Source organism: Ruegeria sp. CF4, from assembly GCF_056537345.1.
The window spans coordinates 376,601-390,832 of sequence record NZ_JBQFRJ010000001.1 but is presented as its reverse complement, the minus strand read 5'-3'; the positions used below and the strand labels follow the sequence as shown (position 1 = coordinate 390,832).

17 protein-coding genes and 1 tRNA gene are annotated in these 14,232 nt (G+C 58.9%); 6 read left to right on the top strand and 12 right to left on the bottom strand.

Annotated elements, in window-relative coordinates; all coding sequences use genetic code 11:
* Window positions 1–491 precede the first annotated feature (491 nt).
* From ACR0NF_RS01905 to ACR0NF_RS01880, 6 genes are all read right to left on the bottom strand, one after another.
* A complete protein-coding gene (locus ACR0NF_RS01905; protein WP_480777681.1) occupies window positions 492–1,220 on the bottom strand; it encodes a SpoIIAA family protein in 729 nt (242 codons plus the stop codon).
* A gap of 36 nt (window positions 1,221–1,256) precedes the next feature.
* The gene (locus tag ACR0NF_RS01900) at window positions 1,257–2,012 is read right to left on the bottom strand and encodes a hypothetical protein (RefSeq protein ID WP_480469386.1); all 756 of its coding nucleotides are present in this window, start codon (window positions 2,010–2,012) and stop codon (window positions 1,257–1,259) included.
* A gap of 23 nt (window positions 2,013–2,035) precedes the next feature.
* Window positions 2,036–2,860 (bottom strand): sulfite exporter TauE/SafE family protein, encoded by an 825-nt coding sequence (locus ACR0NF_RS01895; protein WP_480777680.1) that lies wholly within the window; start codon window positions 2,858–2,860, stop codon window positions 2,036–2,038.
* A gap of 28 nt (window positions 2,861–2,888) precedes the next feature.
* Window positions 2,889–3,908 (bottom strand): tRNA dihydrouridine(20/20a) synthase DusA, encoded by a 1,020-nt coding sequence (dusA, locus tag ACR0NF_RS01890; RefSeq protein WP_480777679.1) that lies wholly within the window; start codon window positions 3,906–3,908, stop codon window positions 2,889–2,891.
* A 92-nt stretch (window positions 3,909–4,000) separates the two neighbouring features.
* Window positions 4,001–4,077 (bottom strand) — tRNA-His (locus ACR0NF_RS01885).
* A 47-nt stretch (window positions 4,078–4,124) separates the two neighbouring features.
* Window positions 4,125–4,607: an N-acetyltransferase family protein gene (locus ACR0NF_RS01880; RefSeq protein ID WP_480657277.1), complete on the bottom strand. Its 483-nt coding sequence runs from the start codon at window positions 4,605–4,607 to the stop codon at window positions 4,125–4,127.
* A gap of 78 nt (window positions 4,608–4,685) precedes the next feature.
* Between ACR0NF_RS01880 and ACR0NF_RS01875 the strand changes: the two genes are divergently transcribed.
* Entirely contained in the window at window positions 4,686–4,874 is a 189-nt protein-coding gene (locus ACR0NF_RS01875; RefSeq protein WP_480657276.1) for a DUF6324 family protein, read from the top strand.
* Here ACR0NF_RS01875 and ACR0NF_RS01870 read toward each other — a convergent pair.
* Window positions 4,871–5,302, bottom strand: a complete 432-nt coding sequence (locus tag ACR0NF_RS01870) for an MmcB family DNA repair protein (protein ID WP_480657275.1) — start codon at window positions 5,300–5,302, stop codon at window positions 4,871–4,873. The genes ACR0NF_RS01875 and ACR0NF_RS01870 overlap by 4 nt on opposite strands.
* Window positions 5,303–5,407: 105 nt before the next feature.
* On the opposite strand from ACR0NF_RS01870, the gene ACR0NF_RS01865 reads away from it, so the two are divergent.
* Together ACR0NF_RS01865 and ACR0NF_RS01860 are read left to right on the top strand one after the other, a co-directional pair.
* Window positions 5,408–5,728 (top strand): ArsR/SmtB family transcription factor, encoded by a 321-nt coding sequence (locus tag ACR0NF_RS01865; RefSeq protein ID WP_480469380.1) that lies wholly within the window; start codon window positions 5,408–5,410, stop codon window positions 5,726–5,728.
* Window positions 5,725–6,150, top strand: a complete 426-nt coding sequence (locus tag ACR0NF_RS01860; RefSeq protein WP_480777678.1) for an SRPBCC family protein — start codon at window positions 5,725–5,727, stop codon at window positions 6,148–6,150. The genes ACR0NF_RS01865 and ACR0NF_RS01860 overlap by 4 nt, the downstream gene beginning before the upstream one ends.
* Window positions 6,151–6,365: 215 nt before the next feature.
* Here the strand turns inward: ACR0NF_RS01860 and ACR0NF_RS01855 are convergent, their stop codons facing one another.
* The 5 genes from ACR0NF_RS01855 to ACR0NF_RS01835 form a co-directional block, all read right to left on the bottom strand.
* On the bottom strand, window positions 6,366–6,671 hold the full coding sequence (locus ACR0NF_RS01855) for a hypothetical protein (RefSeq protein ID WP_480657273.1): 306 nt from the start codon (window positions 6,669–6,671) through the stop codon (window positions 6,366–6,368).
* A 59-nt stretch (window positions 6,672–6,730) separates the two neighbouring features.
* On the bottom strand, window positions 6,731–7,213 hold the full coding sequence (nusB, locus tag ACR0NF_RS01850; RefSeq protein WP_480657272.1) for a transcription antitermination factor NusB: 483 nt from the start codon (window positions 7,211–7,213) through the stop codon (window positions 6,731–6,733).
* Window positions 7,210–7,761 carry a 6,7-dimethyl-8-ribityllumazine synthase gene (locus tag ACR0NF_RS01845; RefSeq protein WP_480469376.1) on the bottom strand — a complete coding sequence of 184 codons (552 nt, stop codon included), beginning with the start codon at window positions 7,759–7,761 and terminating at the stop codon, window positions 7,210–7,212. Before ACR0NF_RS01845 ends, nusB begins: the two co-directional genes overlap by 4 nt.
* A 2-nt stretch (window positions 7,762–7,763) precedes the next feature.
* Complete coding sequence (gene ribB, locus ACR0NF_RS01840) at window positions 7,764–8,885, bottom strand: 3,4-dihydroxy-2-butanone-4-phosphate synthase (RefSeq protein WP_480666710.1); 1,122 nt, start codon at window positions 8,883–8,885, stop codon at window positions 7,764–7,766.
* A 100-nt stretch (window positions 8,886–8,985) separates the two neighbouring features.
* Window positions 8,986–9,573 (bottom strand): riboflavin synthase, encoded by a 588-nt coding sequence (locus ACR0NF_RS01835; protein ID WP_480469374.1) that lies wholly within the window; start codon window positions 9,571–9,573, stop codon window positions 8,986–8,988.
* A 141-nt stretch (window positions 9,574–9,714) separates the two neighbouring features.
* Between ACR0NF_RS01835 and ACR0NF_RS01830 the strand changes: the two genes are divergently transcribed.
* The 3 genes from ACR0NF_RS01830 to ACR0NF_RS01820 all read left to right on the top strand — a co-directional run bounded on the left by ACR0NF_RS01830 (window position 9,715) and on the right by ACR0NF_RS01820 (window position 14,230).
* Complete coding sequence (locus ACR0NF_RS01830; protein ID WP_480777677.1) at window positions 9,715–11,013, top strand: capsule biosynthesis protein; 1,299 nt, start codon at window positions 9,715–9,717, stop codon at window positions 11,011–11,013.
* 79 nt (window positions 11,014–11,092) lie between these two features.
* Entirely contained in the window at window positions 11,093–12,226 is a 1,134-nt protein-coding gene (locus ACR0NF_RS01825; RefSeq protein ID WP_480657267.1) for a polysaccharide biosynthesis/export family protein, read from the top strand.
* 3 nt (window positions 12,227–12,229) lie between these two features.
* Window positions 12,230–14,230, top strand: coding sequence for a capsular polysaccharide biosynthesis protein (locus tag ACR0NF_RS01820; protein ID WP_480777676.1), 2,001 nt, complete (start codon window positions 12,230–12,232; stop codon window positions 14,228–14,230).
* The last annotated feature ends 2 nt before the right edge of the window (window positions 14,231–14,232 follow it).

Below are 14,232 nucleotides of genomic sequence, written 5' to 3'. Positions count from 1 at the left end.
CATCTGCGTATTTCAGGTCGTTGCTTTTCTCGGGCTTTGTAGAACTCAGGCGTTGGCGACAGATCACGCTGAAACAGCTCCATAATCTCGGTCTTTTCCATCCGATTCCTGTCATTGATCTGCTGGGACAGATCGTGCCCCGACCGATTGCGTGGTGACGCGGACACAGAACTTCCGTCAAAAACACTGGAAAGCAACTTCTTCAAAAGCATCTTTTTCCTCCCACCGAGTCCAGACAAATGCCAGCGGTTGCTCACCTCATGAGGTCAACAATACAGCGCACCTGCAAATCTGGGTTGTTAGCAGCAATGCGGCGCATGTAGTGAACCGCGGAGGGGGAATAAGGGGGAAAAGCTGCGATAATTTAGCAGAAAACTTCGTCGCCCAAGTTTCCTTATGACACTTCAATGCCTTGCCGAAATCACACGGATAAACGCTGCGTGATTTGTAACGCCGCGTCACTTTGATCGTACCTTTAAAGCCTTGAAGGATCAGCCGGCAGCCAACCAGGATTTGGCGTGCTCATAATCCTCCGCAGGGAAATACTCGGTGCGGGTGCCCAGAACGTGGCTCGCCATACGTTGCGCCATCTTCTGCCAGGTCTTGTCGCCGACAATCGCGGCGCGATCCAGTTGCCCGATATGCCCGGCGGCAAGGCGGAAATGCGCGCCCATCGCCGTCAATCCCTGCCAGCCGTCGAATTCCCGCAGATCAATCAGCAGCCGAAATCCTTCGCGGTTTTGCAACAACGCGTCCAGATCAATCTGCGCCTGCTTGTATTCTTCGGAATCGAGTTTTCCCATCAGGCTGATCTGAATACAGGGACCGCCCAGATCGGTCACATGGATCGCGCCCAGGGATTCGCGAATCCAACGGCGGGCTCCTTCCAGTTCGGATATGTCGAACACATGCACCGGACAAGGCAGGATCGGCGCGGCCAGACGGACGCTGGTTTGTACCCACCCCTGATCGGCCACAACTCCAATCCGGTCGAACCCGCGCCAGTGGCTGAGCCCCAGCTTCGTATCTGACCAGGCCGCACCTAGATCGTATCCCTTGAACTCGGATGTCACGATTACCAGAAGGCGAATGGCGTCATGCTCTTCCAGTGCAGCCTCGATCGCGGGGACAAGCGTTGTCGCATAATCGGTGCTGGTGACTTCGCCCGACAGTTCAACCTCGATCAGGGTGCCATCGGCGTTTGTGTGAACCGTAATCATCGAACCAACCCTCCAAAACCAAAGAATGGCAGGAAGTTACGGGGATTCGAGCCATTGCGCCACTCCACCGGGAAGCTCGGGGCGGAAATAGGCGATCATCCGGCCATCGGGCCCGGCCTGCGCCCCTTCGGCCCAGGGCGCGACGCCATGAAGGCAATGGCGGTGCAGCAGATAAGCCTCACCCGGGCGCGCAGGCAGTTCGATTCGCGGGCAGGTCTCGAACACTTCACGCCGAGCAGCCTGATAGATGTCGGTGATATCGTCGCTTGCCAATTGATCCTGCGGAATACTCTTCAGCGCCGCGCGAAACGCCTCACCAAGAATTTTGTGACTGCCATCCCAAACCACCATTGGAGCTGCATCAGCACTGGCCTCAGTCAGCGGGATTCCCAATATCCACGCATGCGGTTCATCGACTCGCCGCCGCCGGTCAGGCCCCATCGGCTTCAATCCGTCCACATGTGCCGCATCCCGCCGAGCGCGATATCGCGCAGCGCCTTCACTTTCGCCGCGCCGGGGCCGCGGGTAACCCGGATAAATCACCGAGACCTGCCCCTTGTGCAGATCAATCGGCCCATATTGCTGATGCGCCAGCGCAATCGCCGACCCAGCCAGAGCCGGAGAGCCAGCCACCCTGCCCTGCACGTCATTTTCCAACGCATCGACCCCGATGAACCACGTCCCCTCGCAATCATGCCATTCAGCATGCGCCGGATCAGTGACGGAGGTTCGTGCCACAGGCAGAGCATGCTCGACCCAATCCGCCAAAGCCTGTTCGTAAGGGAACTTCACCCATCCCCGGTGGTGAAAGGCCTCTACCACCCCAATGCCTTTCTCAACATGTTCAGCGCAACCAGAGTCAGGAACACTGCGAAGACCCGCCTCAGCGGTTTCGGATCCATCGCGTGGGCCAGTTTCACGCCCCAGGGCGTGGTGATCATGGTCATGGCGACGATGATGCCGAAGGCCACCAGATTGACCGCTCCGATGGTCAATGGTGGCCGGTGTTCCGGCGCGATGTTCAGAAACATAAATCCAATCACCGAGGGCACCGCGATGATCACACCGAATCCGGCAGCGGTAGCCACCGCGCGGTGGATGGGGATGTTATAGAGGCTCATCAGCGGGACGCCGAAGCTGCCCCCACCAATGCCCATCAAAACCGAGAGAAACCCGACCGAGGGTGAGAGTGCGGCCCGGCGCACCCCCTTTGGCATAGCATCCCCCAACCGCCATTCGGATTTCCCCAGGCCAAGATAGATGCCGATTACCATACCAAGCACACCAAACAGCGCCTGCAGCAGTTCCGTACGTAGTGCTGACGCCACCAGAACACCAATCACCGCCCCCACCGCGATTCCCGGTCCCCAACCGCGCAAGATGCTCCAGTCGACAGCACCTTTTTTGTTGTGGCTCAATACCGACCGGATTGAGGTCACAATGATCGTCGCCAAAGATGTTGCCAGACACAATTGCATCAACTGCGGCCCGCCATATCCAAGCGTTTGAAAGGCATAGAAAAAAGCTGGAACCAGAACGATTCCGCCACCCACGCCCAGCAGCCCGGCAAGCACCCCGGCAAAGGCGCCGATCACAAGCAAAAGGCCCAGCATCTGGGCCAGCAACATCGTCTCGGGCATTATTCCCCCATACCGGCCCAGGGCCGTCTCAAACCACCCGTTCCACCTGTGACACCCCCGCGACGGAGTCCAGAGACTGCAAGATCACTTCCGGTCCCGCGTTTTCACGCACGGCACCCTCGGACAGCATCCGCCGCCAGACCCGCGCACCCGGACGTCCTGCGAACAGCCCCAGCATATGCCGGGTGATCTGGTGCAGTCTTCCACCTTTGGCAAGATGCGCCTCGACATAGGGCAGCATGTCTTGCACCACCTCGATGGGGTCGGCAACCTTCCCAGTTCCGAAAATCAGCGGATCAGCCGCAGCCAGAATATCCGTCGGCTGGTGATAGGCCGCGCGCCCGATCATGACGCCATCCAACCCGGCCTTCAGATGCTCCTGCGCCTGCGTCAGCGACGTGATACCGCCGTTAATCGAGATATGCATATCCGGAAATTCCGCCTTCATCCGGTGCACCAGCTCATAATCCAGAGGCGGAATATCCCTGTTTTCTTTTGGGCTTAGCCCCTGCAACCAGGCTTTGCGCGCATGGATCGTGACCCGATCACATCCCGCCGAGCGGATTTGGTCAAGGAATGCAGGCAGAACCTCCGCGGGTTCCTGTTCGTCCACGCCGATGCGGCATTTCACAGTGACCTCGATGTCCACCACTTCACGCATCGCCGCAACGCAGTCTGCAACCCTTTCGGGCTCACGCATCAGCACCGCGCCGAAGGTCCCGGACTGGACCCGGTCCGAGGGGCAACCACAGTTCAGGTTGATCTCGTCATATCCGGCCTCGGCCCCCATTTGTGCCGCTTGCGCGAGTTCCTGCGGGTCCGAACCTCCTAGCTGCAGCGCAACCGGATGCTCCTGCGGGTTATAGTCCAGCAGATGCAGCGCGCCGCCGCGCACCAGAGCGGGTGCCGTGACCATTTCAGTATAAAGCAGGGTCTCAGCACTGAGCAAACGATGCAGATACCGGCAATTCTTGTCAGTCCAATCCATCATGGGTGCCACGCTCAGGCGTGCGCTTCTGCGGATGTCTATGGAATGTTTTTCCGGCATGTCATGCTCATGTCTTCAGGATGCGGATTTTGCCAAGCACCGGATATACCGAAAGACTTGCATAGGGCAAACCGTTCTGAGGTTTTGGGAAATGGTACCGCCTCCCTGGCTTGAACAGGGGACCTCTGGATCCACAATCCAGCGCTCTAACCAACTGAGCTAAGGCGGCACTCGTGAAGGGCGATTTAGCGAAGGCGTGCGGGGATTGCAAGGGGATTAAAGCCGAATTCGCCAGCTTTGTTCGACCAGATCGACTCCGAAAGAATGCACCGGCTTGCTGTCAATCAGCTCCCATCCGTAAGCGCGGTAAAGCCCGCAGGCGGCCGCGTGGCTTTCATGCGTCCAAAGCACCATCTCGTGATATCTAACGTCACGCGCAAAGCCCATACAAGTGGTCAGCAATCGTTTTCCCAGCCCCTTCCCGCGCGCTTCCGGCACCAACAGAAACAGGCGCAGCTTGGCTGTTTGATCATCCTGCTTGACGCAGAAAATACTGCCTAATCTTTGGCCCTCTCGCTCGGCGATCCAACCTTGTTCGCAAGCCGGATCATTGTTCGCGATGAAATCCTCTAAGATGCGCGCCACCAGAGGGCCAAAACTGTCATCAAATCCTTCGTCGCGGGTATACAGCGCATCATGTTGTTCAACCAACCACGGCGCATCCCCGGCGCGGAATGGTCTGAGAGTGATCGTCTCCATGCTTTATCTGACCTCATAGTCCGCTTGATTCTCAACCCATCGCACGTTAGCACCAAGACGCATTTCCCGGAGGCGAACATGGGTATTAACACCGAACGCGATATCGAAGCGAACCTGCAGATCGGCCCGACCGATCATGGCATGGTACGCCTGTTCATCGAAGGCCCCGGTGTCGAGATACCAATGGATTTCGATCCTGAAGAAGCCGAAGAAATCGCCGAGGAAATCCGCGCGGCCGCGCAGGCAGCTCGGGCGGTCAAAGATTAAATCCGAGGGTCGCGCAGGGTCTGCAGACGACGGGCCGCATCCACTGCGAATTTCTGCACCATCTTCTTGCGTCGCGCAGGGGCCAATTTGCTTTCGGGCCCCATGCGGATTATTTCCGCGTCGTAAGCATCGGCGATGATCAGACCTGTTTCCGCTGGCAAAAGCTCGGTCGGGAAATCCGTATCAACCGCCCAGAAGAATCGGTCGCACCATTCCAGATAGCCCTGCCACTTGGAATCCGACTGATAATCGGCGCGGCTGGACTTGCATTCGACCACCCACAATTCACCCTTGGGGCCCAGGCCCATCACATCCACTCGCAGCCCGCGGGATGGGACGAATTCTTCAATCGAAACATAGCCATGGGTCGCCAAGTGACGCGATACGCCGCGCGCAAGTTTCTGTCCGGGTTGCAGGTCGAGTGTCATGCTTCAAATGTGAACAATTCGTGAACAAAAATCAAGCAACTTGACACAGTACCATTTGGTATCGCAATAATATGAAACCAAATGGTATCTAATCTGAGGTGCCCGATGAACACACAGACCCAAAACGCGTTCCGCGCACTGGCGGACCCGACCCGCCGCGACATCGTTCAGATGCTGGCGGCGCAGGATATGACGATCGCGCAATTGACCGAGCGCTTCGACATGACCCGCGCCGCCGTCAAAAAGCACCTGACCGTACTATCGGACGGCGGGTTGATCACCGTCGAGGCTCGCGGGCGTGAACGTATCAATCGCCTTGAACCCAAAGGGATGGCTCCGGTCTTGGACTGGCTCAGTTTCTTCGACCGGTTCTGGGACGACCGCCTTGCCAATCTGAAAGAAGCCATTGAAAGGAATAAGAAATGACGAACGCCGTATTGCAGAAAACCATCTTCCTGCGTGCCGAGCCTGAAACCGTCTGGGCCTACCTCACCCAACCCGAGCGTCTGGCCGAATGGTTCCATAAACCACAGCGCCCTCTTGCGGCAGGAGAAAAGCTCGAGATGTTCGGCACCACGAGCGGAGACCTTCTGATCTGGGGTGAAGTGCGCGAAGCCCGTGAACCGCATTACCTGGAATACACATTCACAGTGAAACCGATGGGTGATGCCGTCAGCGTTGTGAAATGGACGCTGGAGCCTGTTGCGGGCGGCACCCGCCTCGCGCTGGTTCACGAAGGTCTGCCACAGGGTGCCGACGCTTTCGGTCTGATCCTTGCGCTGGACAATGGTTGGGACGAACATTTCGGCAAGATGCGCACAGCCTTGCACGAAACTGTTGACGCCTGACCCCTTGTGCGAACCCGTCAGACGCCCTAGTTAGGCCTGTGGCGGGTTCTGCCCTTCTTGTGACAGGTAGCATTCTGGTGGCCTTAAGCAATTCCGAGGGGGCTGGCTCTGTTCAGGTCCTGGCCTGATTACCTGGCGCCCACCTGTACATACAGGTCCTCGGGAATCAAACCGCACGGTTGACTGGTGGTCCCGCCACATATTTTCCAAAAAATTCAGCGCCCTGCGTGGGCTTCCTGCTTTATGGGCGCAGGCTTCAGCCCATGTGCAACAGGTGTTCCGCCGCGTGGCTTGTTGGGCTTTTCCGCCATGCTCATGATCGCATAGGCGAACTGCACACCCGCAAAGACAATCCCGTTCATGAACCAGATCATCGCAAGCGCGATCAGACCGATTTCCGAACTGGTAATGAGGTGGCGCAGATTAGCCACGTTGAGTGCCAGCAGCACCCCGACAAACACAGCCGAGATGACAAAACCCCAAGCAACCTGCGTGATATAGAGACGGACCAGTTTGGGCATGGCGAACCTCCTTGCGCTCTGACATTCAGTTTAGCGCATGTCTGGTCGCGGTAAAGGCGTCAGAACGCCTCGGGCTGGGCCTCGCGCGCCATGTGGTCGAGTACGGCGTTGACGAATTTGGGCTCTTTACCCTCGGGGAAGAACGCACGCGCCACGTCAACGAATTCGGTGATGACGACTTTCGGCGGTGTATCGCTTTGGGTCAGCTCTGCACCAGCCGCACGGAACACAGCGCGCAGTGTCGGATCGATGCGCGCGATGGGCCATTTTGCCACCAAAGCCCGGTCGGTCATCTGGTCGATGGGCGCCTGATAGTTCACAGCGTCATCAACCAGCTTGCGGAAGACGCTGATATCGCCATCCAGCATTTCTTCGCCTTCATAGACAGCGCCAAACCGGTGATCCAGAAACTCATTCACAACCTGTTCGGTCGTCTGGCCTGACTGCTCCATCTGGAACAGCGCCTGCACGGCATAAAGCCGGGCGGCGGATTTCATCAGGCGTTTCTGTTTGGCCGGTTTCGGCGCGTCTGTCTGGGTCATGCTGTCGTGGATCCGTTGCTGTCGCCCGCCACAAGGATGGACTCGGACGGCGGCTTGAAGCCCACGCCCTTTTTGGAAGAGCCCCACTTACGGCTGAGCGCGATCAGATGCAAGGCCGCAGCAGCTGCGCCACCGCCTTTATTCATCTTTTCGGGGTTGGCGCGGACCTCGGCCTGATCGTCATTCTCGACAGTCAGGATGCCGTTACCGATGCACAGCCCCTGCAGGCCCATCAGCTGGATGGCGCGGCTCGAGTCATTGCAGACGGTTTCGTAGTGCGTGGTTTCACCGCGAATGACGCAGCCCAGCGCGACATAGCCGTCAAAATTGCACTGACGGTCCGCCATGGCGATGGCGGTGGGAATCTCCAGCGCGCCGGGCACCTCGACAACCTCGCAGGTACCGCCAGCGGCCTCGATCTCAGCCTTGGCACCCGCAATCAGATTGTCAGCGATAGCGCGATAGAACGGAGCGGCTACGATCAGCAGCTTCACCGGTTTGTCGAATGCCGGCGTCGGCAGAATGCCGTGCTTGTCTTGTTCAGCCATGATCAGTCTTCCTTCAGGATCGAACGGGTGCCGACGATGGACAGGCCAAACGCGTCAAGCCCCAGATACACGGTTTCCGGCGAATCCGTCAGCAACACCAGTTCCTGAACACCCATCTTAGACAGGATCTGAGCGCCCAGACCGGTTTGCTTGATGGTGCGCGGCCCCTCATCGTCCGCCGCATAGAGCGAATTGCGTGGTTGACGGAACAGGCAAACGACGCCCCGCCCTTCTTCGGCAATCTTATCCATCGCCCGCGGCAGTTCGCGCGAGGATTTTGGGCCGAGGCCCAGAATATCGGGCGCTTCATGCAAGGCATGGGTTCGTGTCAGGACCGGCTCTGGCGTGGTAATATCACCCTTGATCATGACAACGTGTTCAATGCCATGGGTCTGGTCGGTGAAAATCCGCATCTCCCACTCGCCGCCATATTCTGAATTCACCATCTCACGCGAGGTTTCCACAACCAGATTGTCATTGCGCGAGCGATAACTGATCAGATCACTGATCGTGCCGATCTTCATGCCATGCTCTTTGGCGAACGTGACCAGATCAGGCAGGCGGGCCATGGTGCCATCCTGTTTCATGATCTCGCAAATCACACCCGCCGGATTCAGCCCCGCCAGACGCGAGATATCAACGGCGGCCTCGGTATGGCCCGCGCGCACCAACACCCCGCCCCGCTTGGCACGCAGTGGAAAGATATGACCGGGGGTCGCGATATGCGCCATGGTGTTCTGCTCGTTGATCGCAGTTGCCACCGTCAACGCGCGATCAGCGGCGGATATCCCGGTTGATACTCCCTCACGTGCTTCGATCGAAACGGTGAACGCTGTCTCGTGCCGGGAAGAGTTGTTCACGGCCATCATCGGCAGACCCAGACGCTCGACACGCTCTGCCGTCATGGGCAGACAGATCAGGCCGCGCCCATAGGTGGCCATGAAGTTGATCGCCTCGGCATCAGCAAATTCCGCTGGGATAACCAGATCACCCTCGTTCTCACGATCTTCGTGGTCGACCAGAATATACATCCGGCCACTGCGGGCCTCTTCGATGATCTCTTCGATCGGGCTGATCGCCTCGCGCAATTGGGCCTCGACCGGTCCGGGGGTTTCAAAGCTCATGGGGCAGCCTTTCAGATGGCATGTTTGCAGGGCGGAATAGACCAGTGAGGGTGCAAAGACCAGTCCTCAAAGCCTGCACACCTCAAGCAACGCGCCTGTTTCAGGACATTTCCGCCAAACGCGCCACGTACCGCGCCAGCGTGTCGATCTCGAGGTTCACCCGATCCCCGACCGATACATCGCCCCAAGTTGTGACTTCTTTGGTGTGCGGGATGAAATTAATCCCAAAATCGCAACCCTCTACATCATTCACCGTCAGCGAGGTTCCGTTCAGCGCAACAGACCCTTTTGGCGCAATGAACCGTGCAAGATCGGCGGGCGCGCGCAGGGTGACCCGCGTACTATCGCCCTCATCCTTGAGGGCCACGACCTCGGCCACGCCATCCACGTGACCCGAGACGATGTGCCCCCCCAGTTCATCACCCACTTTCAGGGCGCGCTCCAGATTGATCTGTTTACCGACTCGCCAGCTGTCCAGATTGGTTTTCGAAACCGTCTCGGCACTGATCTGAACGTCATACCAGTTGTCACCAAGCGCGATAACGGTCAGGCACACCCCATCGCTTGCGATCGAGGCGCCGATGTCGATGCCTGCCGTGTCATAAGCAGTTTCAATCCGGGCGCGCAGATCACCCTGCTGGTCAAGTTCGGTGACGGTGCCGATGTCGGTGACGATGCCTGTAAACATTTTGGTAACCCTCGGAGCATAGCTTCGCCTTCGCAGGTAAAGATCGATGACCCACCCGGCAAGCCCTGCCTTGCCGTCAAAGTGTCAAAGAGGCATAATTTTAGCAATACGCACCACAACACCACGGCAAGAGCAGACCCTATGACACTCAGCCCCCCCTGCCCAGACAGGCGCGTGTTCCTGTTTCTACAGGGACCACATGGCCCGTTCTTCAATTCACTGGGTCGAATGCTGCGCGCGGCGGGGGCTCGGGTCTGGCGCGTTGGTTTCAATGCTGGTGATCAGGCGTTCTGGTCTGACCGGGGCAGCTATATTCCTTATCTCGACACACCCGAATGCTGGCCGCAAGCGTTCAGCGATCTGATCTGCGACCACAGCGTGACTGACATCGTGCTCTATGGCGATACCCGACCGGTACACGCGCAGGCAGTGCGCATCGCGAAAGAGCGTGGCCTGACCGTCCATGTGTTTGAGGAAGGATATCTGCGCCCCTGGTGGGTGACCTACGAACGCAAAGGTTCGAACGGAAACTCTCGACTGATGAAGCTAGGCGTGGCCGACATGCGCGCGGCGCTTGCGCAATCTGAAGGACCAACCCCACCACCGCCATCGCATTGGGGAGATATGCGTCAGCACATCTTTTATGGCGCTCTTTACCATTGGTTCGTCTTGTTCCTGAATCACCGCTATCGCAATTTCAGACCCCATCGAAGCTTACCGGTTTCGACAGAGTTCCGGCTATATTTCAAACGGTTATCCCTGATGCCGTTTCATCGCATTCAACGCGGGATCGCCACGGCAAAAGTCAAATGGGGCGGGTTCCCCTATCATCTGGTGTTGCTGCAACTGGGCCATGATAGCTCGGTCCAGTCGCATTCTGATTTCAGCTGTATGAGCAGCTTTCTTGAGCAGGTGATCGCAGGCTTCGCCAAAGGGGCGCACGCGCATCACCATCTGGTCATCAAGGAACACCCGCTTGAGAACCATCGTGAGCCGCTGCGACGGCTTGCTAAGGAGTTCGCACGCGAGCACGGCCTTGCCGGACGTGTGCATTACGTACCTGGAGGCAAACTGGCCAAGCTGCTGGCCGAAGCGCGATCAGCGGTGACCGTAAACTCTACGGCGGGGCAGCAAGCGCTGTGGCGCGGTATCCCCCTTATGCTTTTCGGGCGGTCTGTCTATGACAAGCCAGAATTCGTATCCGGCCAATCCATCGAGGCGTTTTTTGCCGCACCAACCGCACCTGACAGCGCGGCCTATCGCACCTATCGACGGTTCTTGCTGGAAACCAGCCAGGTTCCGGGCGGGTTTTATTCGCGTCGCGGACGACGCCAATTGTTGCGGCGGACCGTTGACATGATGCTGCGGCCTCAGGACCCCTATCAAGTCGTTCTTGGCCGCAACGCGGCCCCCGCGCCACAGTTGCAGCTTGTTCGCTGACCCCGATCAAGTGGTGCTGGAAGTTTCACAACCTACCGGGTAACCTTCCCAAAACAAAGACGACTGAGGTAAATCGGCAGTGCAGCGCTTTCCAACCCGATGGACACGGGGGGCCGTCCTTGTGGCAGCTCTCGGCCTGCTGGCAGCGTGCCAGCTTCCGAAATCCGGCCCGAACAAAACTGAAATCCTGGCCGGATCGGTTGAAAACGGCGGCAACGCTTTTGTTGTCGAGGTCGATGATCGCGTCGCCCGCGCCGCTGCGGCCGTTCCACAATTCGGGTTTTCACAATCCTTCCGCAGCGCGCAGAGCGTAGCCTCTGATACCGTTCGCCCCGGCGATACCCTGAACCTGACAGTCTGGGAGAACGTCGAGGATGGTCTGCTGACCTCTGCCGCAGGAGGCGCCGCCAGCCTGACCGAATTGCAGGTCGACAGCGACGGCTATATCTTCGTGCCCTATGCCGGACGTCTTCGCGCCGCGGGCAATACCCCCGAACAACTGCGCGCTCTGATTTCCTCAAAACTGGAAGAGCAGACCCCCGATCCGCAGGTTCAGGTCAGCCGCACGCCCGGAGATGGCTCGACGGTTTCGCTGACCGGCACCATCGGTGCGCCGGGGATTTACCCGATCGAACGCCCCACTGGCACCTTGTCGACCATGTTGGCCAGTGCGGGTGGTGTGGCTGTCGCCTCAGACATCGCGTTGGTGACCGTCATTCGCGGCAATCAGCGCGGTACGATCTGGTATGACGACCTGTTCCGCAACCCTGAAACAGACATCGCCCTGCGTGGCGGTGACCGTATTCTGGTCGAACAGGACAGCCGGTCCTATATCGCACTGGGTTCCACTGGCGGGCAATCCCGCGTGGCCTTTGAAAGTCAGGACCTCTCGGCGCTCGAAGCGCTGGCCCAGGTCGGCGGCCTTCAATCGCTCTCTTCAGATCCGACCGGTATCTTCGTACTGCGCAAAGAACGTCAGGACATCGCACGAAACGTCGTGGGTCGAGCCGATCTTCAGGGCGACCAGCGCATGATCTATCTGCTGAACCTTACCGCCCCCAACGGTTTGTTCATCGCCCGCGATTTCGTCATCCGCGACGATGACACGATCTATGTGACCGAGGCCCCGTATGCGCAGTGGACCAAATCCATCTCGCTCATCGCAGGAGGCCTGACACCGATCGCGAATGTGGCAACCCTAACGGGTGGCTGATACATGCGTGTTGAGCCGGAACAGCCAGCCGAGGGCGAACGCTCTCGGCTTTTTGTTTACAACGGGGGGTTCCTGACACAGCGACGGGTGCGGCGCATTCTGTCGCTAGCAGGTTATGACATAAAGCTCGGCCTGCCGCAGGCCCGAGATCTGGTTGGCGTCTGGGGCAACAGTCCGACGGCGCATCGCGGGCTGTCGATCGCTGAAAAGCGCGACGCAGCGGTTCTGCGGGTCGAGGATGCGTTCCTGCGTTCGCTCCACCCCGGTCGTGAGGGCGAACCGCCGATTGGCCTGCTACTGGATCGATCGGGCTTGCATTTCGATCCAAGCACCCCGTCCGATCTGGAAACGCTTCTCGCCACCCACCCGCTGGACAACACTGCACTGCTGAACCGTGCACGCGACAGTATCGCACGCATGCACGAACTGCATCTGAGCAAGTATTCCGCCTTCGATCTGAATCAGCCGCTCCCCGATCCGGGCTACGTTCTTGTCATCGACCAGACACAGGGTGATGCGGCCGTTACCGCAAGCGGCGCGGGCCGTGCACGATTTCTGGAAATGCTGTTCGTCGCGCAAGAGGAAAACCCGGGCGCGCGTATCCTGATCAAAACCCATCCGGAGACTGCCACCGGCCATCGGGATGGATATTTCCTGCAGGAAGACCTGAATGAGAGGATCTCGTTCCTCAACACCCGGATCAGCCCGTTATCCCTGCTCGAAGGGGCGGTAGGCGTTTACACTGTGTCCTCGCAACTGGGGTTCGAGGCGATATTGACGGGGCATAAACCTCGTGTATTCGGTCAGCCCTTCTATGCTGGCTGGGGGTTGACGCAGGACGAGTTTCCCGTGCAGCGTCGCCAGCGCAACCTGACACGCGCGCAATTGTTCGCGGCAGCCATGATCCTTTATCCACGCTGGTATGACCCGTTTCATGACAGGCTGTGCGAGCTTGAATCCGTGCTGGATACGCTCGAAGCTTCCACCCGCGCGTGGCGCGAGGATCATAAGGGCTGGACAGCATCGGGAATGCGAGTGTGGAAGCGCCGCCATCTGCAGCAGATGTTCGGCCAACATGGCAAGCTCCGATTTGTGGCCGAGCCACCAAAGACACCATCTGGGCCGCATATGTGCTGGGCCAGCCGGGCCGGAGAATCAGCAGATGTTATTCACGTTGAGGATGGCTTCTTGCGTTCGCGCGGGCTGGGGGCAGAGCTCGTTCCTCCCCTCTCGCTCGTGACGGATGATCTGGGCATCTACTACGACCCCACACGCCCAAGTCGGCTGGAGGAATGGATCGCCGCGCGCGAAACACTACGACCGGACCAACGGCTCCGGGCCGAACGACTGGTGGCGCAGCTTTTGGCAGACGGGCTGAGCAAGTACAACACAGGCAATCCCGCGCCGCTGCTTCCGGAAGGCCGCCGCATACTGGTGCCCGGGCAGGTCGAAGATGACGCCTCGATCAGGTTGGGCACCAGCACCGTCCGCACCAATCTGGAGCTACTGCGTGCGGCACGTAAGGCCAACCCGGATGCGGTCCTGATCTACAAACCCCATCCTGATGTCGAAGCCGGATTGCGCGATGGGCAGATCGATGCCGAGGGTCTGGCTGACGTGATCGCTTACCAGGCCGATCCCGCGACGCTGCTGACGCAGGTGGATGAGCTTTGGACTATGACATCTCTGATGGGTTTCGAGGCGCTACTACGCGATGTGAAGGTCACCACTCTGGGAGCACCCTTTTACGCAGGCTGGGGCCTAACGGTTGATTTAGGGGCGGTTCCGGCGCGCAGGGGGGCACGGCCGTCCTTGCTGGGCCTGGTGCACGCTGCGCTGATCGACTATCCGCGCTATTTCGATCCAGAGACCGGACAACCCTGCCCGGTCGAAATCGCCGTTGAGCGACTGGCGCAAGAGGGGTCATACCCTCGGGGACCGATCAATCGCATTCTGTCGAAACTCCAGGGCGCATTGGCGACCTACGCGCATCTGTGGCGTTGACC

Bases quoted from the DNA above. Each gene is read 5' to 3' on its own strand.
- ACR0NF_RS01845 (WP_480469376.1), bottom strand. From the start codon at position 7,761: ATGGCTGAACAAGACAAGCACGGCATTCTGCCGACGCCGGCATTCGAC.
- ACR0NF_RS01860 (WP_480777678.1), top strand. From the start codon at position 5,725: ATGACGAACGCCGTATTGCAGAAAACCATCTTCCTGCGTGCCGAGCCT.
- ACR0NF_RS01875 (WP_480657276.1), top strand. From the start codon at position 4,686: ATGGGTATTAACACCGAACGCGATATCGAAGCGAACCTGCAGATCGGC.
- ribB (WP_480666710.1), bottom strand. From the start codon at position 8,885: ATGAGCTTTGAAACCCCCGGACCGGTCGAGGCCCAATTGCGCGAGGCG.
- ACR0NF_RS01865 (WP_480469380.1), top strand. From the start codon at position 5,408: ATGAACACACAGACCCAAAACGCGTTCCGCGCACTGGCGGACCCGACC.
- ACR0NF_RS01855 (WP_480657273.1), bottom strand. From the start codon at position 6,671: ATGCCCAAACTGGTCCGTCTCTATATCACGCAGGTTGCTTGGGGTTTT.
- ACR0NF_RS01895 (WP_480777680.1), bottom strand. From the start codon at position 2,860: ATGCCCGAGACGATGTTGCTGGCCCAGATGCTGGGCCTTTTGCTTGTG.
- ACR0NF_RS01820 (WP_480777676.1), top strand. From the start codon at position 12,230: ATGCGTGTTGAGCCGGAACAGCCAGCCGAGGGCGAACGCTCTCGGCTT.
- ACR0NF_RS01880 (WP_480657277.1), bottom strand. From the start codon at position 4,607: ATGGAGACGATCACTCTCAGACCATTCCGCGCCGGGGATGCGCCGTGG.
- ACR0NF_RS01835 (WP_480469374.1), bottom strand. From the start codon at position 9,573: ATGTTTACAGGCATCGTCACCGACATCGGCACCGTCACCGAACTTGAC.
- dusA (WP_480777679.1), bottom strand. From the start codon at position 3,908: ATGCCGGAAAAACATTCCATAGACATCCGCAGAAGCGCACGCCTGAGC.
- ACR0NF_RS01905 (WP_480777681.1), bottom strand. From the start codon at position 1,220: ATGATTACGGTTCACACAAACGCCGATGGCACCCTGATCGAGGTTGAA.
- ACR0NF_RS01870 (WP_480657275.1), bottom strand. From the start codon at position 5,302: ATGACACTCGACCTGCAACCCGGACAGAAACTTGCGCGCGGCGTATCG.
- nusB (WP_480657272.1), bottom strand. From the start codon at position 7,213: ATGACCCAGACAGACGCGCCGAAACCGGCCAAACAGAAACGCCTGATG.
- ACR0NF_RS01830 (WP_480777677.1), top strand. From the start codon at position 9,715: ATGACACTCAGCCCCCCCTGCCCAGACAGGCGCGTGTTCCTGTTTCTA.